Source organism: Ruegeria sediminis (assembly GCF_005938215.1).
Classification (GTDB): Bacteria; Pseudomonadota; Alphaproteobacteria; order Rhodobacterales; family Rhodobacteraceae; genus Ruegeria; species Ruegeria sediminis.
Genome location: NZ_VCPD01000002.1, coordinates 766,463 through 786,876, shown reverse-complemented (window position 1 = coordinate 786,876; position 20,414 = coordinate 766,463). Strand labels below are relative to the sequence as shown.

General features: G+C 60.0%; 18 protein-coding genes and 1 pseudogene. 5 read left to right on the top strand and 14 right to left on the bottom strand.

Annotation, left to right across the window (positions count from 1 at the left end):
• Positions 1–66: 66 nt before the first annotated feature.
• Positions 67–3,162 (bottom strand): lysozyme inhibitor LprI family protein, encoded by a 3,096-nt coding sequence (locus FGK63_RS08375; protein WP_246043987.1) that lies wholly within the window; start codon positions 3,160–3,162, stop codon positions 67–69.
• 509 nt (positions 3,163–3,671) lie between these two features.
• Here FGK63_RS08375 and FGK63_RS08365 point away from each other — a divergent pair.
• Positions 3,672–4,352, top strand: a pseudogene (locus FGK63_RS08365) (IS6 family transposase); the annotation flags it as partial.
• Between the two features lie 374 nt (positions 4,353–4,726).
• Here FGK63_RS08365 and FGK63_RS08360 read toward each other — a convergent pair.
• Both FGK63_RS08360 and FGK63_RS08355 read right to left on the bottom strand, forming a co-directional pair.
• Positions 4,727–5,086, bottom strand: a complete 360-nt coding sequence (locus FGK63_RS08360; RefSeq protein WP_218961119.1) for a hypothetical protein — start codon at positions 5,084–5,086, stop codon at positions 4,727–4,729.
• Entirely contained in the window at positions 5,087–5,302 is a 216-nt protein-coding gene (locus FGK63_RS08355) for a hypothetical protein (RefSeq protein WP_138841143.1), read from the bottom strand. It abuts the gene before it with no gap.
• 231 nt (positions 5,303–5,533) lie between these two features.
• Between FGK63_RS08355 and adh the strand changes: the two genes are divergently transcribed.
• Together adh and FGK63_RS08345 are read left to right on the top strand one after the other, a co-directional pair.
• Positions 5,534–7,078, top strand: a complete 1,545-nt coding sequence (gene adh / locus FGK63_RS08350; protein WP_138841142.1) for an aldehyde dehydrogenase — start codon at positions 5,534–5,536, stop codon at positions 7,076–7,078.
• 77 nt (positions 7,079–7,155) lie between these two features.
• Complete coding sequence (locus FGK63_RS08345) at positions 7,156–7,485, top strand: DUF779 domain-containing protein (RefSeq protein WP_138841218.1); 330 nt, start codon at positions 7,156–7,158, stop codon at positions 7,483–7,485.
• Here the strand turns inward: FGK63_RS08345 and FGK63_RS08340 are convergent.
• The 4 genes from FGK63_RS08340 to FGK63_RS08325 form a co-directional block, all read right to left on the bottom strand.
• Positions 7,482–9,683 carry a hybrid sensor histidine kinase/response regulator gene (locus tag FGK63_RS08340; protein ID WP_138841141.1) on the bottom strand — a complete coding sequence of 734 codons (2,202 nt, stop codon included), beginning with the start codon at positions 9,681–9,683 and terminating at the stop codon, positions 7,482–7,484. The genes FGK63_RS08345 and FGK63_RS08340 overlap by 4 nt on opposite strands.
• A gap of 3 nt (positions 9,684–9,686) precedes the next feature.
• On the bottom strand, positions 9,687–10,856 hold the full coding sequence (locus FGK63_RS08335; RefSeq protein WP_138841140.1) for an FIST N-terminal domain-containing protein: 1,170 nt from the start codon (positions 10,854–10,856) through the stop codon (positions 9,687–9,689).
• Positions 10,857–10,888: 32 nt separating this feature from the next.
• Positions 10,889–11,587: a response regulator transcription factor gene (locus FGK63_RS08330; RefSeq protein ID WP_138841139.1), complete on the bottom strand. Its 699-nt coding sequence runs from the start codon at positions 11,585–11,587 to the stop codon at positions 10,889–10,891.
• 131 nt (positions 11,588–11,718) lie between these two features.
• A complete protein-coding gene (locus FGK63_RS08325) occupies positions 11,719–13,485 on the bottom strand; it encodes a PQQ-dependent methanol/ethanol family dehydrogenase (protein WP_138841138.1) in 1,767 nt (588 codons plus the stop codon).
• A 248-nt stretch (positions 13,486–13,733) separates the two neighbouring features.
• On the opposite strand from FGK63_RS08325, the gene FGK63_RS08320 reads away from it, so the two are divergent.
• The gene (locus FGK63_RS08320; RefSeq protein ID WP_138841137.1) at positions 13,734–14,219 is read left to right on the top strand and encodes a hypothetical protein; all 486 of its coding nucleotides are present in this window, start codon (positions 13,734–13,736) and stop codon (positions 14,217–14,219) included.
• A gap of 22 nt (positions 14,220–14,241) precedes the next feature.
• Here FGK63_RS08320 and FGK63_RS08315 read toward each other — a convergent pair whose 3' ends face one another.
• The 7 genes from FGK63_RS08315 to FGK63_RS08285 all read right to left on the bottom strand — a co-directional run bounded on the left by FGK63_RS08315 (position 14,242) and on the right by FGK63_RS08285 (position 19,554).
• Entirely contained in the window at positions 14,242–14,655 is a 414-nt protein-coding gene (locus FGK63_RS08315; protein ID WP_138841136.1) for a c-type cytochrome, read from the bottom strand.
• 128 nt (positions 14,656–14,783) lie between these two features.
• Entirely contained in the window at positions 14,784–15,293 is a 510-nt protein-coding gene (locus tag FGK63_RS08310; RefSeq protein WP_246043977.1) for a tetratricopeptide repeat protein, read from the bottom strand.
• A gap of 103 nt (positions 15,294–15,396) precedes the next feature.
• A complete protein-coding gene (locus tag FGK63_RS08305) occupies positions 15,397–16,188 on the bottom strand; it encodes an ABC transporter permease (protein WP_138841134.1) in 792 nt (263 codons plus the stop codon).
• Positions 16,185–16,904 carry an ABC transporter ATP-binding protein gene (locus tag FGK63_RS08300; protein ID WP_138841133.1) on the bottom strand — a complete coding sequence of 240 codons (720 nt, stop codon included), beginning with the start codon at positions 16,902–16,904 and terminating at the stop codon, positions 16,185–16,187. The genes FGK63_RS08305 and FGK63_RS08300 overlap by 4 nt, the downstream gene beginning before the upstream one ends.
• Positions 16,901–17,353, bottom strand: a complete 453-nt coding sequence (locus tag FGK63_RS08295; protein ID WP_138841132.1) for a hypothetical protein — start codon at positions 17,351–17,353, stop codon at positions 16,901–16,903. The genes FGK63_RS08300 and FGK63_RS08295 overlap by 4 nt, the downstream gene beginning before the upstream one ends.
• Positions 17,354–17,386: 33 nt before the next feature.
• The gene (locus tag FGK63_RS08290) at positions 17,387–18,346 is read right to left on the bottom strand and encodes a YVTN family beta-propeller repeat protein (RefSeq protein WP_138841131.1); all 960 of its coding nucleotides are present in this window, start codon (positions 18,344–18,346) and stop codon (positions 17,387–17,389) included.
• 38 nt (positions 18,347–18,384) lie between these two features.
• On the bottom strand, positions 18,385–19,554 hold the full coding sequence (locus tag FGK63_RS08285; protein ID WP_138841130.1) for an ABC transporter substrate-binding protein: 1,170 nt from the start codon (positions 19,552–19,554) through the stop codon (positions 18,385–18,387).
• Between the two features lie 174 nt (positions 19,555–19,728).
• Here FGK63_RS08285 and pedF point away from each other — a divergent pair, with 174 nt between their 5' ends.
• Positions 19,729–20,406, top strand: coding sequence for a cytochrome c-550 PedF (gene pedF, locus FGK63_RS08280; RefSeq protein ID WP_138841129.1), 678 nt, complete (start codon positions 19,729–19,731; stop codon positions 20,404–20,406).
• The last annotated feature ends 8 nt before the right edge of the window (positions 20,407–20,414 follow it).

The window sequence follows — 20,414 nt, the reverse complement described above, 5'->3', positions numbered from 1 at the left end:
GAAGTGGTTCAGTGAGTTGCAGATAGTCGAAAATCATGATCGACATTGCTTCGTTTCAATCCGAAATCATTCTTGATACCCATCGAGGTCGACCAGCCCCTGGAGCATGAGGATGCCGTCACTCGTCTGAATGAGTTCAACGACCAATGATTGTCCGCAATCTCTGAATGCGCCAGGTGTTTCCAGACGTTCTGACACCATGTCCATCCCCTTCAGCGCAAGGTTACCACCGATCTTGATCGCCGGTGTAAACCGATGCGCAGGTGTCGTGTGTACCTGTCCGTCGCCGACTACGGCCTCCATTGTTGGCCGAACAGATGTAGAGGGCTCGACCTTGAAGAAGCACGGGTTTTGATTGGACCATTCCCCGAGAGGACGGGTAGACCAGACCAGCCGCAAACGTGTGTTTCCCTCCTCAAAGATCTGCGGATTCCCCATTTGCTTGATCAGATCGACCTTGACCGAATCTAGGGAGCCTGTGGATTTGATCCACTGTGAGCTCGCAATTGCTTGGACGGTCCCGGTGCCGTCGAGGCTTTCTATCAGCTGAATTTGTTCTTTTCCGTCACTGCTGACAAATGCGGTGACCCCTTCCTGAAAGGGTTCTGGGATCGTTAGGTCGGCAAATGTCCCGACCCATCCAACGCTCATGTTCGCCCTTACTTCGCTTTCGGCAGCCATCTTCGAGAGTCCCGGACGCACTCCGCGAAGCGCGAGGTTGGTGACCTGAGAACCCACCGCCGACGGCGTTTCAGCAGCCGTAGTTTGGGCGACTTCCAATATTGTTTCCAGCCTCTTTTCTGGCTGCGGGAGAGAGATCCAAGAGTAAGGCTCCTTGTCACCGCCCCGAACGAGTCCGGCGGACGTGGGCATACCCGCAACCATCAGCACGGGCTGCGGACCTCGCGATCCTGCCACCAAGAAGACGTCGGAGAGGTCGAACTCGAAGATGACATTAGGGCGCTTGCCAAGCAGATTTGCCGGCATCGGCATCCGATAGTCTGCTTCTGTCGATGGCAGAATGACCCCCAAACCGGAGATCAAGTCACTCCCCACTCCCCCGGTATTGTTGCCGATGATGTAGTCGCTCGGGATGCCCAAATCCTCGTGAACTCGAAAGTTCACCGGATTGGGAACGAATGGACAGAGCTGTGCCGGATTATCCTCGCATGCTCCCATGTATCCTCTGAACCGCAGCTTTCCGTACTTGCCGGGCTCCTCGAAGATCGGGACCGGACCGCGTGTTTCTGCGCTCAGGAGGGTGGCAAGTTCCGCCAGTTGCGACTGATCTTCCGATACTCCTGCGTCCCAGGCCTCTTCCCCCGACATCTTGCGCGCCAGTATCTCCCCGGGAGTCGGCTTTCTCTCGCCAATCATCTGGACGATCGGCGTCTGCAGATCGGATGGTCCAGTCAGGAAGTACGGGCCAGCGGCTGTCAAACTGAGCTTGAACTGGCTCCCGCGTGGGCTGCCTGTTTCCCATTCAGCCGTAAGTTCGGCATCGACATACATCGGAGCCTTCGGGATGCCGCCGAGGGCTTGGAGAAGCGCCTCCGCTTGCGCTGGCTCCATTGGGAGTCGCTCGGGGAAGTTCTCCAAATCGACCTCCGGATCGCCTGATAGAGGAACTGTCACGAACAGCGGCAGCGCCAAATCTCCGCAGGCCTCCTTGTCGTGATTTACTGGTGAAGCCCCCTGCATCGGAAACGAATTTGTGCTGAAGTCGTACTCACCGAGGTTCAGGTAGCAATACAGCCTTATCATTATTGGAAATTCTGGCGCGGAAGCCTCCATGAGCTGCGGTAGAGACTGCCGTATCTCGTTTGCCAATCTCTGAGCCTCGAATGGGGTCAGCCGGATGCTGGACAGCCGAATGGCAAGATGCTCTTCATCCCGTCCAGTTGCGGATTTATAGATCTGTCGCGATCTGTCTTCCGGGAAATGTGCGAGCTGTCTGATTGCAGCATCCTGATCCGACAGAAGGGTTCCCAGATCGTCTTTCCTCAAATTTAGGAGCGCTAGCGAAACGAGGCCCGCAAACCGTTTTCTTTCCACTGCTGTGTCTTCGACTATGGTGTTGGGAAACCAAGTAGCGCCAAAGGCTATGAGCCTGCTTCGGCCGGAGTTCGAATTTGCACTTTCGTCAATTGATACCGGTGCGTTTACATCTGCAGAAACGGCTGCGCTCGCCGGCCCCGCTACCCCAAACGGCTCGGTTCCCGACAAAACTGGGAGGGTCGGAAGGCTGCGACGAGGCGAATTGCAGAAGGTCTCAAGCTGCGTGAGCGCGCTGCTGGAGCCGCGGAGCGCGACACTCAAAATCAAGCCGGACGACAGATTTTGGAATGTCAGCGTGCCGCCCCGCTTCATAGCCTCAAGCATTGGGTGGTTTTTTGGGACACGTGCAGCAAACGCACCTTCCGGCTGGAGGAAAGCAAGTTGCGAGGGCCCAAGCGCAATTCCATCGACAGCGACAGAGACGCCCACCAGAGCCCCAGCCGTCGCCGCTTCTGGCTGTAGCCTCTTGGAAATCAGGATAGTCAGTGAGCCTTCGTGGGGTGGGATTAGTGAAACTGTACTAGGATCCCCGGGGTAGGACGCAATATCGACACCCTTGGCCATGCAGCGGAACATGACATCGGGTTGCCCACCTGCAACCGCGGGCGCTGCCCGGCCAAACCAGCTGTATTCATCGGTCGCGAAAGTCCAGTGCTGCTGGCCGAGCACTGGGTTGGCATTCCCAACCTGGCCGCCCCTGCCGGATTGCAGCTCGGCAAGTCGCCGCATCATCCGGTCGTTGAGGCAAGCGGCGTTGCTGCCGCAGGCGTCGCGCTGTCCAATCCAGGCGACCTGCGCCGCCTTTATCTGCTGGCGTTCGGCCGGCGAGGCGGCGGCATGCGCCGCGCCGTACGCCGTCGCGAGCTGGCTGTCGAGCTGCGACAGCTCCGCTGAGGCGCAGATGGCGAACTCGGTCGGCGTGCCTGCCCTGGAGCAATCAAAGCTCGGCGGCCCGGCCTTCCCCTGCGATGCAATCATTAGAGCAGAGGCCAACACCGAAGAAAAAATTGATAGGACAACGACTTGACGAAAATCCACTTCCCCCCCCCGGACCAAAACACCCCGAAATGATACCAGAAAGCCGGCGATTTCCAAAGTTTGCACTTGGCTCAAGGCGGGTGCCCTGAACTGGACGAAGTGCGGACCAGCTCCACTCGACACATTTTTCTCCGCGTCTTTTGATTTCGCAGCGACGTCCAGTATGGTCCCTCTGTACTCCACATCGCGATGGATCAGCGTTCGTCGGCTTCAGGCTCGGAGCCGCCGTCGGCCCATACTTGTCAGATGACCGCTCAGCAGGACGTTACTGCCATTTGCTGCCTCTGCTCCAGTTTCCGCTTTGACATACAGGCGAGATCAAATCTGACGTTCGGTCTTTATTATCGGAATCGGCCAGTTGATGCGTTAGTGAGCAGGCTGATTATGCATCTACATCCAATGCCGTAATGAGACCGAAGACTTGGCTCCGCATCCAGGCGGCCATAGGGGCGTTATCGGATCGCATGTGCCAGATGCCAATGATCAATGCCGGAGGTGCTGTCAGAGGAAACCAGCTTTAGAAGGGCAGGGCGGTTTCGTAGCGTCCCGCCAGGACCAAACGATCACCGTTTCGCCATTTCAAGACCAGTCCCGAAATCATCCGCTTGGCGGTAATGCTGTACATCCGATTTCCGCTCTCGTTGCGGAACGTCGAGGATCTTCTCCATGAGCGCGGCATCGACGTGACCCATGAAGCCGTTCGATTTTGGTGGCACCGGTTCGGACCGATGTTCGCTGCCGAGATCAGGAAACGCCGGATCAATGGTATGAAGTCGAGCCACTGGCGCTGGCACTTGGACGAGATGTTCGTGAAGATCAACGGCGAACGTCATTACCTTTGGCGGGCCGTCGATCAAGAGGGCGAGGTCCTGGAGAGTTCCGTCACCAAGAAGCGGGACAGGAAAGCGGCGCTGAAATTTCTAAGAAAAGCAATGCGCAAGCACGGCCGCCCAGAAGTGATCGTGACCGATCGGCTGAGGTCCTACGGTGCCGCGCTTAGGGAAATCGGTGCTGCAAATCGGCACGAAACGGGACGTTGGTTGAACAAACGGGTCGAGAATTTTCATCTGCCATTCCGACGACGGGAGCGGGCGATGTTGCGCTTTCGGCGAATGCGAAGTTTGCAGAAATTCGCAACCGTCCACGCCTCGGTCCTAAACCTGTTCAATTCGGAGCGCAGCCTCTCCTCCAGACCGAGTTTCAAGCTGAACCGCGCCGCCGCTCTTGCCGAGTGGCGCGGCCTCTGCGCCGAATAAGGGGCAGCGATCCTGTCCATGTAGAGACTGGTTCGCATTCGTCTGGCAGCACCGCCACCCATTCCCGTCTCACTTCAGTGGTGTTTATTGCCCCGGAATTGTGCCGCAATTCCCGCGGGTTGTCGTGTGACCTCCAGATCAGAGACGGTCCAGTGTGCACCGTTCGGGCGCATTTCCCGTGGGTGTCACGGTTCCGCATTTCGGCGCGGTCGCTTTCGCCCGATTGCGCCGGATACAGGGAATTCTGTGGTTTTTCGATCGAATTCCTTCGAGATTTGAGTTTTTCGTCCAGAATGCATGAGTGATTTTCGTGAGTTGCGGCGATTTCCCTGTTCCTGAAGGAACAGGGAATTGAAAGCGGGGGATCAGGGAATTCACCAGCCGGAAACAGGGAATTTTTGGGGGCGATCAGGGAATGCCCCGGTATATTGTTGGCAGATACTACCTGAATCGCGGCAATCCGAGTTCTGGCGGGTTGCCATTTTCGTCCTGTCATCTTCTGGCAACTCCGCCCAGAGCAGGGTTACAGCATGGCCATTCGGCGCCAGCCGGGTCTGTTCGAACATGTCGATGTCGGGGTAACTTGTCCAGGCGTGCGGGTGCGTTTCCGCGAGCCGGTTGAAGCCGTGCGTTCCATTGGCGACGGCGCGAAAGGCCTGCGTGGTCTGAGGCAGCCTGGCGCCCTTGTTCAGGGGCACGTATGGAAATCCATTGCTCCTGATCACATAGCGCACCTACGACCGGTACGACAAGACGGCGGCCAATGGCTCCGGGCGCCGCTCGAGCAGCCGGCGGGTGCAGGCTTCCAGCCTGACATCCAGACTGTCCCGGGCGCGCTGCGCGTCCCGGAGATCGGGATCGCCGGACAGGTGCGGATCGAACAGGGACGGCGGCGCCAGCAGCACGATGGCAAAACTGTTGGCTTCGGTCTTAGAAGCTTTGAACGCCACCGCAACCGACCATCAGGCACCAACTTACCCCCACATCGCCATTCAACGATGAACTCCGCGCCACGTGCGGCATGAACATTCGGACCTTAGTCGAACAGACCAAGGTCCAATACCGCCCGTCGCATCGGGTTTCTATGGTGCCTCCTGCATCGGTTCGGGTTCTCGTCAAATCGGTTTGGACCATGGCGGATCGTTGCGTTTCTTGGATCTCTTTTCATGGGGAGGAATGGCATGAACATTCAAACCACGGTGCAGGTCAGCGCCGCACTGGATACCTCGCATCTTGGGGTGGAATTCCCGTTCCGGTCGCGTTACGGCAATTTCATCAACGGCCAGTTCGTCGAGCCGAAATCGGGGCAGTATTTCGAAAATACGACGCCGATCACGGGTGAAGTGATTTGCGAGATCGCCCGTTCGAATGCGGCGGATGTAGAAGCGGCGCTGGACGCGGCACATGCTGCGTTTCCGGCATGGGGCAAGACTTCGACCACCGAACGCTCCAACCTGCTGCTGAAAATCGCCGATATCATGGAGGCGAATACCCAGCTGTTGGCCGCTGCGGAAACCCTCGACAACGGCAAGCCCATCCGTGAATCGATCGCCGCCGACCTCGCGCTTTGCGTGGATCACTGGCGCTATTTCGCGGGGTGCATCCGGGCCGAAGAAGGCCATGTCTCCGAGATCGACGCCGAGACCTATGCCTATCACATTCCGGAACCGCTGGGCGTCGTGGGCCAGATCATTCCCTGGAACTTCCCCCTGCTGATGGCAGTGTGGAAGCTTGCGCCCGCGCTGGCCGCCGGCAACTGCGTCGTGCTGAAGCCGGCGGAGCAGACCCCGGCCTCGATCCTGGTGCTGGCCGAACTGATCGCCGACGTGTTGCCTGCCGGTGTGCTGAACATCGTCAACGGCTTTGGCCTTGAGGCGGGCAAGCCGCTGGCCTCGTCGAACCGCATTGCCAAGATCGCCTTTACCGGAGAGACCACGACCGGTCGATTGATCATGCAATATGCGTCGCAGAACCTTATTCCGGTGACTCTGGAACTGGGCGGCAAATCGCCGAACATCTTCTTCGAAGACGTGATGAATGCCGACGACGCCTATTTCGACAAGTGCCTCGAAGGTTTCACCATGTTCGCGTTGAACCAGGGCGAGGTCTGCACCTGCCCGAGCCGCGCGCTGATCCAGGAGTCGATCTATGACGACTTCATCGCCCGCGCGCTGGAACGGGTGAAGGCCGTCAGGCAAGGCAACCCGCTGTCGATGGACACGATGATCGGCGCGCAGGCATCGACGGAACAGAAGGAAAAGATCGCCTCGTATCTGCAGTTGGGCAAGGACGAAGGCGCAGAACTTCTGACTGGCGGCAACGTGTCGGAACTGCGTGGCCTCGAAGGCGGCAACTACGTCGAACCGACCGTGTTCAAGGGCCACAACAAGATGCGGATCTTCCAGGAAGAGATCTTTGGGCCCGTCCTGTCCGTTACGACCTTCAAGGACGATGCCGAAGCGCTGGAGATCGCCAATGACACGCTCTACGGCCTAGGCGCCGGCGTGTGGACCCGCGACACCAACCGCGCGTTCCGCTTCGGTCGCGAAATACAGGCCGGCCGCGTCTGGACCAACTGTTACCACGCCTACCCGGCGCATGCGGCCTTTGGCGGGTACAAGCAATCGGGGATCGGACGCGAGAACCACAAGATGATGCTGGATCACTATCGCCAGACCAAGAACCTGCTGGTGAGCTACAGCCCGAACGCCCTGGGTTTCTTCTGACCCTGGGTTTCAAAGGCGGCCCCGTTCTCCCCAGGGGCCGCCACCCTTTCTCAGAGGATTGCGTCTTGCCCGAAGCCATGACCGTCACCGCCACCGATGCGGCGATTGAACTGATAGATGAGTTGAAAGGCCGGTTTGGCCCCAATTTGCTGTTTCACCAATCGGGCGGATGCTGCGACGGCTCGGCGCCGATGTGTTTCCTGCAAAGCGACTACATCGTCGGCGACCGTGACGTGCTGGTGGGCAAGATCGGCGGGGTTCCGTTCTTCATGAATGCAGATCAGCACGAGCGTTGGAAGCATACCGATCTGGTGATCGATGCGATCGATGGCATCGGCGGAATGTTCTCTCTGGAAAACGGCAGCGGGCGGCGGTTCTTGACCCGCTCGCACCTCTGTCTGCCCTAGTCGGCCAGTGCGCTTTCGATGAAACCGCGCAATTCGCCGGGATCGATCGGCTTGTGCATCAAGGAAGCCCCCAGTTTCTCGCAGGCGCTGTGCAGGTCCGGCGAGCGGTTCGCAGTCACCAGGCAAGCAGGGATCGGGCCGTGGAAGTTGCGCAAGGCGAGGATCGCGTCGGTGCCCAGTTCTTCGTCGTCAAGCTGATAGTCGGCAATGATCACGTCGGGGGCAATGTCGACCTCGCGCAGCAATTCTTCGGCCTCGCGCCGGTTGCTGCACGGCAGGACATCGAGACCCCAGTTTTCCATCGTTATCGTCATGGCGGATCTAAGCGCATTGTCGTTTTCGATCAAAAGCGCGATGCGATGGGTCAGCGGCATGCCGTTTGCCGCGCCGCTGTCGGTTGGTTTGCGGAGCGGTGCGCCGGTGCTGCGCGGTAGTTCGATTGCAAAGCAGGTTCCGTGACCCAGTCGCGAATTGAGATGCAGTGGGTGTTTCAAAAGCCTGCAGGCGCGTTCGACTATGGCGAGGCCAAGCCCCATGCCCTCGGAGGGGTTGGCAGAGGCATTCAGGCGCTGGAATTCTTCGAACACCTTCTCCTGCTGGTCCTCGGGGATGCCGGGCCCCGTATCCCAAATCTCTACCCGGACAAAGGACTTGCGGCGGCGCACGCCCACCAGAACCTTGCCGTTTTCGGTGTAGCGGATCGCGTTCGAGGCAAGATTTTGCAGGATCCGGCGGAGGTATGACACGTCGCTGTCGACATGAACATCGCTGCCTACCAACCTGAAATCCAGTCCTTTTCTTATGGCCAGCGGCTTGAGTTCATCATTCAATTGATTGAGCATGTCCTTGAGCGAGATCGAAGAGATATCGACCGAGGCAAGGCCCGAATCCAGTTTGGAGATGTCAAGCAGGGCGCCAAGGATGCGTTCGACGCTGACAAGCGCGTTACCCGCCTTGGCAAGGCGCTCAGACTGGCCCGGATCCGTCAGGTCATTCTCCAGCGAGGCGACAAAGAGTTTGGCGGCCGACAGCGGTTGCAACAGATCATGGCTTGCAGCGGCGACAAAGCGGGATTTCGAGGCATTGGCGCGTTCCGCCTCGGTCAGTGCGTCCTCTAGTTCCAGCGTGCGTTCCGCGACGCGCAGTTCCAGCGTTTCATTGGCCTGTCTGATCGTCCGAACGGCGGCGCGTTCGGCCGAAACATCCGTGAAGCTGATGACGAAGCCGCCGTCGGGCGTCTGCTGAGCGAACACGGCCAGACTGCGATCCGCCCCCATTTCGATCTCAAAGGCCAGCGGGGCCCGCTCGGCCTTCCTGGCCACCCAGGCCTCGACGTCCTCGGGTCTGGTGTCGGCCAGAAATCGGACATCGGCGCGGATGCGTTCGTAGAGCGAGGAGAACTGCGCACCCAACTGGAAGTGGTGTGCCTGGATCGACAGCAACTCGCCCGCCCGCCGGTTCCAGCCAACCAGCCGGTTTTGATCGTCGAAAATACACACACCCTGATTCAGGTGTTCCAGCGTCGCACGGATCAGCCTAGCCTGGTCATCCAGAAGCCGCTCGCGTTCCTGCCGTTCCAGCCGCATCATGTCGGTGATGTCGGTCTGCAGGATCACGGTGCCGCCGTCAGGCGTGCGGTGTTCGCTGACCTGCAGCCATCGGGCGCCCGCGATGCGCACGTTGAACACCGCGTGGCTATCCTTGTGGCGCGCCATGCGAAAGGCGAACCAGGACTCCGGCGACTCGCCCTCGGGCAGCGACAGGTAGGGGCTGGTGGAAACGAGGTTTACATAGTCTTTGAAGCGGAGCCCCGGTTTGAACAGGTCATAGATGTCCAGCATGTGTTTGCCGAACCTGCTGTTGCACATGACCAACTCGTCTTGTGCGTCGAACAGGGCAAAGCCTTCCTGCACAGTTTCGATCGCGTTGGTCAGGTTCGAGCGGGCCGCTTCGGTTTCGGCATTGGCCTGCGCCAGTTTGGCGTTGGACTCGTTCAGAAGGTCCAGCGCCTTTTCCAACGCGATCGTTCGCGCGCGGATCTCTTCTTCCAGCATCACGGCCCGCTGGAACTGGGCGTAGGCTGCGCCCGAGGCGGCGGAACTCTGCTCGACCCGCCGCATGAGCGTTTCGGTGATCTTCAGAAGTTTTTCATTCTGACGTTCCAACGAGTCCCGCGGATCGATCAGTTCGCGCGCCATGACTCAGGCCTCGACCGGGGGATAGATCGCGACGCCGGTCAGAGTCTGGTTGACGTGCATCGAGTTGATCTGTTCGCCATAGGTTGAGAACCCGACAACCCGGTTCCTGGCCAGTATGCGCGATATCTCGGTGGACTGCTGTTTCTGCTGGGCTTCCAGCCGGCGCAGGATGCAATCGCAGGCCAGAATGATCTCCGGTTGTTCCTGCTCGGACAAGGCGGTCATCTCTCGGGTCAAGTGGGAGACCATGTTTTCCGGCTCTGCCAAGGTCAGGACGACGCCCTCGTCGATCGCCGAAAAGAACACCAGATCGCCATTCTCGGCGACACGCTGGATCGCGCGCACATGGTGCTGATCGCCGATCCGCACGACGACAGGATGGGCGGCGAAAGTAAAGCTGGTCAGTTGCTCGGGATCCTTGCCCAGCACGCGGGCGTATTCGCGGGCGGCGGGCTCGGCATTGATTTCATGCACGATGCGCCGGGCCGGGTCGGCTCCGGTCACGACCATGCGTGACTGCGCCGGGATCAGGTGGTCGGTCTTGAACACCTTGATCGGGCATTTGCTGCGAATCTGGATCAGGACGGCTGCGTTCGGATGGGCGCGTCCTCCATGCAGGACATAGGTGGCGCCGAAATCCGTTCCGTCGCCTGCCGAGCCGCCGAAGAAAGGCACGGGCCCCAGTCCGGCGGACAGCTGCGAAGTCAGCGCATCCTCCTTGGTGGACAACCCGTCGATCAGCAGGAACGTGAAGTCCGAGGTCCAATCGGGTGTTTCCCCTGCCATGTGGTTGCGGTTCCGGATCATCCGCTCGATCACCCCGTAGGGTTCAAAGGTATCCAGGTCGTCGATCAGGATTGTCCTGGTGCGGAAATGCGAGACCGGGAAGCCGACGGCGACGATCTGGCCTTCGACGTAACCGGCATCGCCGATCTCGCCCGCGGTGGTGCAGCCAACGACTTGCGCAGGCGCAAACGTGCGCTGCGCTTCGTCGATCAGTTGCGACACATCCGTTTGCGGAGACAGGAAAAGAACGACAAGCGATAGGTCGCCCGGAGACAGCGCCCTTGCAAGTTGCGCGACCGCGTCACTTGCCCGGCAATCGACGCTTCCCGACCGCACGATCCGTGCGGTGTCGACTGCATCTCCGGACGGACCACGGAAATGGTCCATCACATATTCCTCCCTATGAGACGCCCGCAAGATTACGCGGGGGGCGTCGTATCATGCAACACGTTCGCGAAACTGGTCTGTTTTGCGATCAAAACCGCCTGTGTGCGGCTTTGCACTCCGAGTTTGCGCATGATGGCCGTGACATGTGCCTTGACGGTGGTTTCCGCGATGGACAGGTCATAGGCGATCTGTTTGTTGAGCTTGCCTTCGCAGATCAGTTGCAGGATTCGGGCCTGCTGGTTCGTCAGCGTTCCCAGCCGCATAACGGCATCGTCCTTGTCGGCCGTATCGGCTTCTTCCAGCAGATCGTAGCCGTGGGGAATGAAGGTTTCCCCGTTCTGCAGCGTGTCCAGCGCCTTGTGGAACACGTCCCGTTGGCTGTGCTTGGGAATGAAACCTTTCGCTCCGGCGTGGATGACCGAGCTCATGATACGGTTGTCCGCCATCGATGAGACCACGATGATCGGAGATTTGGTGGCATTGCGCAGCCGCAACAGGCCGTCGAGCCCGTTCACGTCCGGCAGGTTCAGGTCGAGCACCACGAGGTCGATCGACGCGCCTTGCGCGATCAGGTCCAGCGCATCCTGCAAGGTCGGGGCGGTGTGCATGCTGTTGATGGACGAAACCGCCTGCAACGTCATCGAAAGGGCGTCGCAGAACAACGGGTGGTCATCGACGATCAGCGCCGACTGGAACTTGGCGCTATGCGGCGTGTCTGGGTCTGGGCGCATCCGCGGTCCGTTTCGTTGGCTTTCCCATCAGCCTAACAAAACCGGGCGAGGGAGGCATATACGCTAAAAGTCGTAGAGCGAAAAAAACGCGCGCCCGGCAGGGCGCGCGTTCACTGTCCCGCATTCTAGGATCAGTTGGATGAAGCCAACTGCTTGGGCAGCTTGAACGTCCAGATCATGCCGCCCTGGTTCAGGTAGTTGACCTTCTTGGCGACTTCGCCGCCCCACAGAGGCACCGCGCCACCCCAGCCGGACGCGATCGCGACGTACTGCTCGCCGTCCTGTTCCCAGGTAATGGGCTGACCGACGATGCCCGAACCGGTCTGGAAGGACCAAAGCACGTCGCCGGTTTCGTCGTCAAAGGCGATGAACTTGCCTTCGGGCGTGCCGGTGAACACAAGACCGCCTGCGGTCGCCATCACGCCGCCCCAGAGCGGTGCGTCGTTCTTGTATTCCCACTTGATCTCGCCGGTATCCGGGTCGATCGCCTTGAGGCTGCCGATGTGGTCCTCGTAGTTGGGCTTGATGGTGAACCCAGCGCCCAGATAGGCCGCGCCCTTCTTGTAGGTGATCGGCTCGTTCCAGATGTCCATGCCCCATTCGTTGGACGGGACGTAGAAATTGCCGGTCTTCTGGCTGAACGCCATCGGCATCCAGTTCTTGCCGCCGAGGAACGATGGCGACGCGAAGATCACTTCGCCCTTTTTGCCGTCCGCCGCATCCGCCGGGTTGCCCGGGCGGTTGTCCTCGACAAAGATCGGGCGGCCGTTCTCGTCGATGCCTTCGGCCCAGGAGATGTCCTTGACGAAGGGCGTGGCGGAAACGAATGCGCCATCCTCGCGGTTCAGCACGTAGAAGAACCCGTTGCGGTCGGCGGTGGCATAGCGTTTGTTGCCTTCGCGGTCGGTATAGGCCACCACTTCGTTCACGCCGTCATAATCCCAGCCTTCGCGCGGGGTGGTCTGGAAATGCCACTTGATGTCGCCGGTCTTCGGGTCGATGCCGAGGCGGCTTGCGGCGTAGAGGTTATCGCCCTTGTTGCCTTCGGTCGGCGTGCCGGCATCGCGCAGCCAACTGTTCCACGGTGCCGGGTTGCCGGCGCCGAACACCAGCGTATCCGTCTCGATGTCGTACGATCCGCCCAGCCAGGTGGCGCCGCCGCCCGTTTTCCACATGTCGCCCGGCCAGGTCGCGTTGAGCGTGCCGGTCATGGTCGATTCCTCGCCATTGAGGGTGCCCATGTGGCCTTCGATGACCGGTCGGGTCCAAACCAGTTCTCCGGTTTCGGCATCGCGCGCCTGCACTTCGCCAATGATACCGAATTCGCCGCCCGAATTGCCTGTGACCACCAGGCCGTCAACGATCAGCGGCGCCGCGGTGTAGGAATAGCCGGCCTTGTAGTCGGCAATCTTCTTGTTCCACACGACATCTCCGGTCATGCGGTTCAACGCCACGATGCGGGCGTCGAGCGTTCCGAAATAGATGTTGTCGCCATAAAGGGCGGCTCCGCGGTTGATCACGTCGCAGCAGGGCAGGATGCCTTCAGGCAGTCGGGCGTCGTATTGCCAGATTTCCTCGCCGGTCGTGATGTCGATCGCATAGAGGCGCGAATAGGAGCCAGTGATGTACATCACGCCGTCATAGATCAGGGGCTGGGTTTCCTGGCCGCGCTGTTTCTCACCGCCGAGCGAAAAGGCCCATGCCGGCACCAGGTTCTTGACGTTGTCCTTGTTCAGGGTGTCTAGCGGGCTGTAACGCTGAAGGTGACGCCCCATGCCGTTCGTGACCACCTGGGTGGTTACGGATTGGTCATTCTTAAGATCGTCCTCGGTCACGCCGGCGAAGCTTGCGCCTGCCACCATGACGCTCGCGACGACCGCTGCAGTAAAGCGATTCATGTGGGCTCCTCCCATTTGTCACTAGTTCCAAGGCCAGAGCCCCGTTCGCGCGGGTTACCGGCAAGCGCATTATCGGGAACGGCCGGTCGCGGCGGTATTGCACAATGGTCGTAGGGCAAGGGGAAGATGCCCGCGCTACTGTTCCGGGCAGGATGCAAACAAAATTCGCGGAGATAGCCATGGGCAAACTGCTGAAAACAGTTGCGACTGCAGTTGCCCTGACAGGTCCCTCAGCGTGGGCGGAACCGTTGGGCGGACAGAAAACCGTTTGGCTTGTGGACGGTCAGGGCCAGCGCACCGCGATCGCCACCATTGCCTTTGAACCTCGTGGCGAGCGGATGAGCTACAGCATCGATTGGAACGACGAGGTCTTCGCGGATCATTTTCTTTCGATGCGTCCATTCAAGTGCATCGAGGGTCCGGACAAGCACTGGTGTCATGTACCATACCCCTACGAGATAAACCGACAGGTCGATGTGGGCGACCTGACCGATCTTGAATACGATCTGCTCTTCCTGTGGAAAGGCTCCACGGAATACGGCATCAACATGTGGAACGGGGTATACTACCGGCTTGACGCCACCGACGACGGGCTTGTCGGGCGTTTGCACGAGATGGACATGGATTTATTGTCGGCCCCGCCCGAGCCGGGCGACCTTCGCCCGCTGTCGGACATGGATCTGCACGAGGCAGACCCCGAAAGCCATTGGCTGCCGGAGTTGCTGATCGAATAAGTCGTGCAAGTGGCCCTGTCGCCTATTCGGAAACCGCAGACCCGTCGCGGGTGGTGATCGATCCCAGGTAGGCCAGGATGAAGTCCTGCACCGTGCGGTCGGTGATGCCCACGTGACGCATCTTTGTGCCCGGCATGAAACCGTCATTGTCCTCCATCCAGGCGCGCAGGGCGGCCGGAGTCCAAACGATGCCGGACGCTTCCAGTGCAACGGAAAAGTCGTAGTCGGGATAACTGCCGGCGGCGCGCCCGACGATGTTTTCCAGCGGCGGCCCATAGCTTGGGTCGGTCGAGTCGTCGGCGTGGCAGCGACGGCACTTGGCGTCGTACAGCGTCTGACCGGCGTCTACCTTGATGCTCTCGTAGATGGTCTCGCTCGCGGCGGCGGGAAGGGCCGGACCGAGGGCGAGGAATAGGGCAGGGATGATCCGTTTCATTTCGTCCTCCGGGTTGTGCTTGAACGGAGTGTACGGCACCCGTGATTTCGGATCATCGAAATAATGAGCGAAAATATGAGGTTAGTCATAGACTTTAGTCGCAGTCCAAGGGCCGGTTTGCGCTGCGTCTAGAACAAAGGTGCATATTTCCAGTTGTCGGCGTCCGGCGTCACCTCGTCCAGGTCATAGTCGGCACGCTGCAGTCGGCGGGCGATTTTCAGCCCGTCCCGAGCGGCCTCGTCCACCAGCGCACGGCCGCGCGCTTCGTCCCGCGCCACGCCGTGGCCGCGCATCAGGGCGAGGCCATAGTTGAACTTGCCCACGGGATCTCCGGCTTCGGCGGCGCGGCGGTCCCATTCTGCGGCGGCATCCGGGTCATAGGCACCGCCCAGGCCGTTGTTGTCCAACTGCCCCATCCAGGTCATCGCGCCCGTATATCCGGCCTCGGCGCAGACTTCGAACAATTCGCGAGCCATGGCGTGACGGCCACTCTTGGTGATGAGGTAGCCCGCGGCGCAGGTGGTCATATCGGTTTGACCGCGCCGGATGTTGTCCATCACGTGTCCCATTGTCATTTCATCGGGATTAAGTGTGCCCAACTCGGCCGGGTTCTCACCCAAAACAGGGGTGGCTGTCATCAGGGACAGGAAAGCGAGTTTTCTCAACATCGTGCAGGTCTCCCTTTGCCAAGACTAACATGTGGGCAAGGAATTTGCATTCCCGCGATGGTCGCAAGCGTAATCAGGACTTGCGACGTACCATTCCTCGAGCCGGGTCATAGCCCCATATGGCGAGTGCCAGCAGCACAAGCCCGGTCAGCGTCGTCCACAACAGCGCCATTCCGTTGAACTGGGCGTAGAGGGCGAAGCGGATCAGTTCGACCGCATGGGTGAATGGGTTCACCGCGCAAATGTCATGCAGGAGTTCCGAGCTTTCCGCCATTTTCCATAACGGGTAGAGGGCAGTGGATAGAAAGAACATCGGAAAGATCACGAAATTCATCACCCCGGCAAAATTCTCAAGCTGTCGGATGGTCGATGAAAGCGCCAGCCCCAGCGCACCCAGCATGAGCCCCGCGATGACCAGCGCGGGCAAGAGGGCGACATAGCCAGCCGCGCTGAACTGAATGCCATACAGCGCGGTGACGGCCAGAAAGGCGTAAACCTGCAGGATCGAAATCGCGGTGCTGGCAAGAAGGCGGCAGAACAAAAGCCACCAGCGGGGCAAGGGACTGGTCAGGAGCAGCCGCATCGAGCCCATTTCTCGGTCATAGACCAGCGACAGCGAGCTTTGCATGCCGTTGAACAACAGGATCATGCCGCAGAGCCCGGGCACGATATAAACTTCGTAGGTGGTGTAGGTCTGGTACGGTGGAGTTATCGACAGGCCCAGCGCGGCGCGGAAGCCGGCCGCGAACACGATCAGCCAAAGCAGCGGGCGGACAAGGGCGGCGACAAACCGGCTGCGCTGACCGACAAAGCGCAGCGCCTCGCGGGCGATGATGGCCCGGAGAGCGATCAGCGCGGGGATCATTCCGTCTCTCCGGTCAGGGAAAGGAAATGCTGCGCAAGCGGCACGCCGCCGCGCAATTCTCCGGTTTGCCCATTCTCCAGTAGCCGACCGTGGTGCAGGACTAGCAGTTGGTCGCCATCGCGGATTTCGTCGGTCAGATGCGTCGCCCAAAGCACGGTCAACCCGTCGCTTCGGGACAGATCGTGCACGTGCTCCGTGATGGCTTGGCGTGTGGCCGCGTCAAGCCCCACTGTGGGTTCGTCAAGCAACAACACCTTTGGGCGATGACACAGGCATCGGGCGATTTCGAGCCGTCGTCGGTGGCCGCCATTGAGATTGCGCACGATTTCGGATGCCTTGTCCCGCATCCCCAAACGGTCGAGCGCCTCATCGATCCGGGAGCGGGCGGTGCGGCCAGACAGGCCGTGCAACGCCGAAAAATAGTCGAGGTTGCGTTGCACCGTCAGGTCGAGGTCAAGCGTCGGTTGTTGAAAAACGACGCCCATGCGCTTCAGTGCAGCGCGCGGAGAACGGGCCATGTCATGCCCGGCAATCTCGATCCTTCCCTGCGGCGAAGTAAAAAGGCGGGTCATCAGGGCAAAAAGCGTGGATTTGCCGGCGCCGTTCGGGCCGAGCAGGGCGCAGAACATTCCTGACGCGACCTCGAAACTGACCCCGCTGAGGGCCGTTTTCGATCGGTAGGAAAAACTCAGGTTTTCGACGCGAAGCCCTGTCACTGAATGGTAATCTCAAGCCTTTGTGTATCCCCGGTCGATCCCGGTACTTTCAGATAATAGCTGCCGGGCTTCAACGCGATAAACCCGATCTCCATTTCGCCGGCTTCGTCGAACTCGATACTATCGAGGCCGAGCGGGCGGATTTCCAGCCCCTCGACCACGATTTCGTCGATCCAGATGGCGCGGAAGAACTCGGGACCGACAAGTGCCAGTTCCTGGCTTCCGTCGCCCTGGATTTCAAACTCGTAGTAAGTACCCGATTGCAGAACCCAAGGTGCTTCGGCCAGGGGCATCCCGGCAGACAGGATAATGGGGGGCAGATCTTCCTTGTTGGAGGCCGACAGTAGTCCGGCCAGACCCAAGCCGGGCTTGTCGTCTTCATCGGCCAAGGTCGTCATGGGCCAAGCAAGGCTTGCGGCGATGGCAAAGGCGGCGGCGCGTCTGGTCATCTGGTTGTCTCCTTGATGAATAATAGGCGGCGGTTATGGGCGCAGCGCGGCGCCCCAAGGGAAGCGGCCGACCTTGATGGACTTGATGGCCTCGCGTTTGGCGACATCGATCACGGTGACATCACCTGAAACGCCATTGGTGGTGAACAGCAGCGACTTGTCGGGCGAAAACGCCATGTGCCAGACCCTGCGGCCGACGAGAATGTAGTCTTCGACTTCCAACGTCTCGGCATTTACTACTGCGACATGATTGGAAGGCCCCAGAGCCACGAAGGCGGTCTTTTCGTCGGCTGTGAACTCGAACCCCACCGGCTGGACCCTGTCGGGATGCACACCCTGGACTTCGAATTCGATCTTGCCTTTCTCGGTCTGGGTGCCGGTGTCGAACACGGTGATCGTGCCGCCAATTTCGGAGCTTACCCAAAGCTCCGATCCTCCGGCGGTGAACTCGGCGTGACGTGGGCGGGAGTCGACCAGCGTGTTTGCGAACAGTTGCCGCGTTTCGGTGTCGATCCAATGCGCCATGTTGGTGGTTTCGGACGTGGTAATTGCGATCTTGCCATCTGGCGAAACGGCCATGCCTTCGGGTTCGATACCGACATTGATCTGGGCGATCACGCTGCGGGTCTCGGTATCGACCACAGTCGTGACCGCGTCATCCTCGTTGGCGATGTAGAGATGGCGGTCGTTGGGATGCAGCACGAATTGCTCGGGGTCTTCGCCTGAAGGTAGATCATGCAGTATTTTACCCGTTTCAGGGTCCATCACCTGCACCGTGTCGCTGTCCGAGGCGCAAATGTAGACGCGGGAGAAGTCCTTGGAAAAGGTGATCCCGCGCGGTCTTTCGCCCGTCGGGATGGTACGCACGACCTCGAGCGAAGCGATGTCGATTACGCTGATGGTATCGTCCTTTTCGTTCGTCACCCAGATCTCGGCGGCCATCGCGGGTTCGGACAGAACAAGAAGGGAAAGTAAGGGAAGCGAGCGAAGCATGGGAAGCCTCCGTTGCCGGCCATCTGAACAGGAGTTTCTCATCTGAACGCCTCGCAGGCGCTTTCCGGTTCGTCGAGGCCGAGTGTGTCCAATTCGTTACGTTGGTGCAAATAACCCTCTAGCGGAGCCTGGGCGACCAGCGCGCGGGGCGTCACCAAGGGAATGGGCTGGCGCAATTGGCCGTTCCACGACCGAAAGCTCAGGGGGCGGCCCTTGAACCCGGCGAGTTCGAATTTCTCCGACAGGATGAAAGCGCGCAGTACGGCGGGGTCGTCCGAATTCGTGCGAGTCACCGCTTCGCCGATGCTGCGCATGGCGGCCCAGGCGGCGTAGTCCTGCGGGTGCATTGGACGCGCCGCCAGGTCGTGAAACCGCGATTGCAGCTGCGCCGCGCCCCATTGCTCGACAACCGGGGCCCAGGCGGTGGGAACCAGCCCCTCGGATCCCGCGACCGGACGGGGTTGCCATGTGTTGTAGGCGATGTAACGGCCGAAATCGTGCAACTCGTCAGCGATCAGCAGAATGTCGTAGTCCCCGAAATCCTGTGTGAACAGCGGTACTTCCTGCGACGCGTTTCGGCGCATGTCCGCGTCGAAAACCCAGGACTTCTCGCCCTCGATCCGGAGGCCGAACTTGGCTGCGCTTTGCCGCAGCGCTTCGGCAAAGGCTTTGTCCTGCGGGTGGGTGCCTGCGACGAGAGGCAGAGACTCCCATTTCTTGAACCGGGCGAACTGCATCAGGGCGTCGCTGCGCATCTGGTAGGACGGAAGAGTGTGAAACAGATTGCTTCGGCAATCCTCGCCGCGAAGATTCATGTCGGCGCTTGAGGCGTTGAACAGAAGTGCGGACTGCGCTTCGGGCAGATCCGCCACCGTGAGCTGATCCGAAGCCGGCGCGTCGAGGATCAGAAATGGCGATTGCTCGAGAGCATTCCGGGCCGAGGCGATCAGGTCCCCGCCCACTGGAATGCTGATCACTTCCAGCGCGTAGCTTTGTCCCAGAAAGGATCCGGTGGTCATGTTGTCGGCAAGGCCAAGCCGCGCCCCGATTTCGCCCAGATCACCGGGAACGGGGTCGAGATTGGAAAGGGTCGGGGGCAGATCCACCTCCTGCCTCAGATAAACGGCAGGAACATTCACGTCGGCCAGCGCAGCCTGGGCAGCCAGCACTAGACCTGCAAGGCAGGTGCCAAGGTTGCGGCGTTGCACGGTTCCTCCCGATGTTGTGCAGCGTTTCCCGTGAGCCTAAAGGCGGGTCAGCGGCATTCGCCATTGTACCAAGGTCGTATGGTGAAAAACACGATTTCAAACTTTAGTCTCGTATGAACCTATGGTTAGACTCCGGTAGACACTGAGCAAGGAACTCACCAACGGGAGGACACTATGTTCAGATTGCCCCAGACCGCGCTCGGCCTGATCGTTGCAGCTTCGATGGCACACGCCCATGGCGATGTGGCGCCTCAGCCCATGAATACGGATGCTCTGCCGGATCTGGGAGAGGAATGGCTGATCGAAAATCCCTATCGCGATCAAGGCGACGAGGTCTGGAAGGCCGCCATCGAAATCGGCGACAGCGGATACAACCAGAACTGCGCGCGCTGCCACGGGCTTGGAGGCGTGTCGGGCGGGCTGGCGCCTGACCTGCGCTATCTCGAGGCGGAAGAATACGGCGATGAATGGTTCATGGAGCGGTTCCGGACCGGATACACCCAGAACGGCATCACCAAGATGCCGGCCTTCGGAGAGCTTTTGGGGCAGAAGGCGGCCTGGGCGATACGCACCTACATCGAAACGCGTCCGGATGACGGAGAGTTGGACGAAGTGACGCCCCGCCTGCTGGAGATCCGGGATGAGCTTACCCAAATGGCTGGCGGCGCTTCGGGGGATGCGACGGCGTTGCAAACCGAATTGACGGCGATTGCCCAGGACATCGAGACCGGCTCGGGCGCGCCAGTGGCCGACAGCGTTGCCTATCGAGCGGCAAATCTGATTTCGGGCGACAATCCAGATTTCGGTGCGGCGGCCGAGGCCCTGACCATCGGGCTGTCTGCCGCCAACTGACCAAATCA

Bases quoted from the DNA above. Each gene is read 5' to 3' on its own strand.
- FGK63_RS08330 (WP_138841139.1), bottom strand. From the start codon at position 11,587: ATGCGCCCAGACCCAGACACGCCGCATAGCGCCAAGTTCCAGTCGGCG.
- FGK63_RS08325 (WP_138841138.1), bottom strand. From the start codon at position 13,485: ATGAATCGCTTTACTGCAGCGGTCGTCGCGAGCGTCATGGTGGCAGGC.
- adh (WP_138841142.1), top strand. From the start codon at position 5,534: ATGAACATTCAAACCACGGTGCAGGTCAGCGCCGCACTGGATACCTCG.
- FGK63_RS08335 (WP_138841140.1), bottom strand. From the start codon at position 10,856: ATGGACCATTTCCGTGGTCCGTCCGGAGATGCAGTCGACACCGCACGG.
- FGK63_RS08315 (WP_138841136.1), bottom strand. From the start codon at position 14,655: ATGAAACGGATCATCCCTGCCCTATTCCTCGCCCTCGGTCCGGCCCTT.
- FGK63_RS08290 (WP_138841131.1), bottom strand. From the start codon at position 18,346: ATGCTTCGCTCGCTTCCCTTACTTTCCCTTCTTGTTCTGTCCGAACCC.
- FGK63_RS08310 (WP_246043977.1), bottom strand. From the start codon at position 15,293: ATGACAGCCACCCCTGTTTTGGGTGAGAACCCGGCCGAGTTGGGCACA.
- FGK63_RS08305 (WP_138841134.1), bottom strand. From the start codon at position 16,188: ATGATCCCCGCGCTGATCGCTCTCCGGGCCATCATCGCCCGCGAGGCG.
- FGK63_RS08345 (WP_138841218.1), top strand. From the start codon at position 7,156: ATGACCGTCACCGCCACCGATGCGGCGATTGAACTGATAGATGAGTTG.
- pedF (WP_138841129.1), top strand. From the start codon at position 19,729: ATGTTCAGATTGCCCCAGACCGCGCTCGGCCTGATCGTTGCAGCTTCG.
- FGK63_RS08295 (WP_138841132.1), bottom strand. From the start codon at position 17,353: ATGACCAGACGCGCCGCCGCCTTTGCCATCGCCGCAAGCCTTGCTTGG.
- FGK63_RS08340 (WP_138841141.1), bottom strand. From the start codon at position 9,683: ATGGCGCGCGAACTGATCGATCCGCGGGACTCGTTGGAACGTCAGAAT.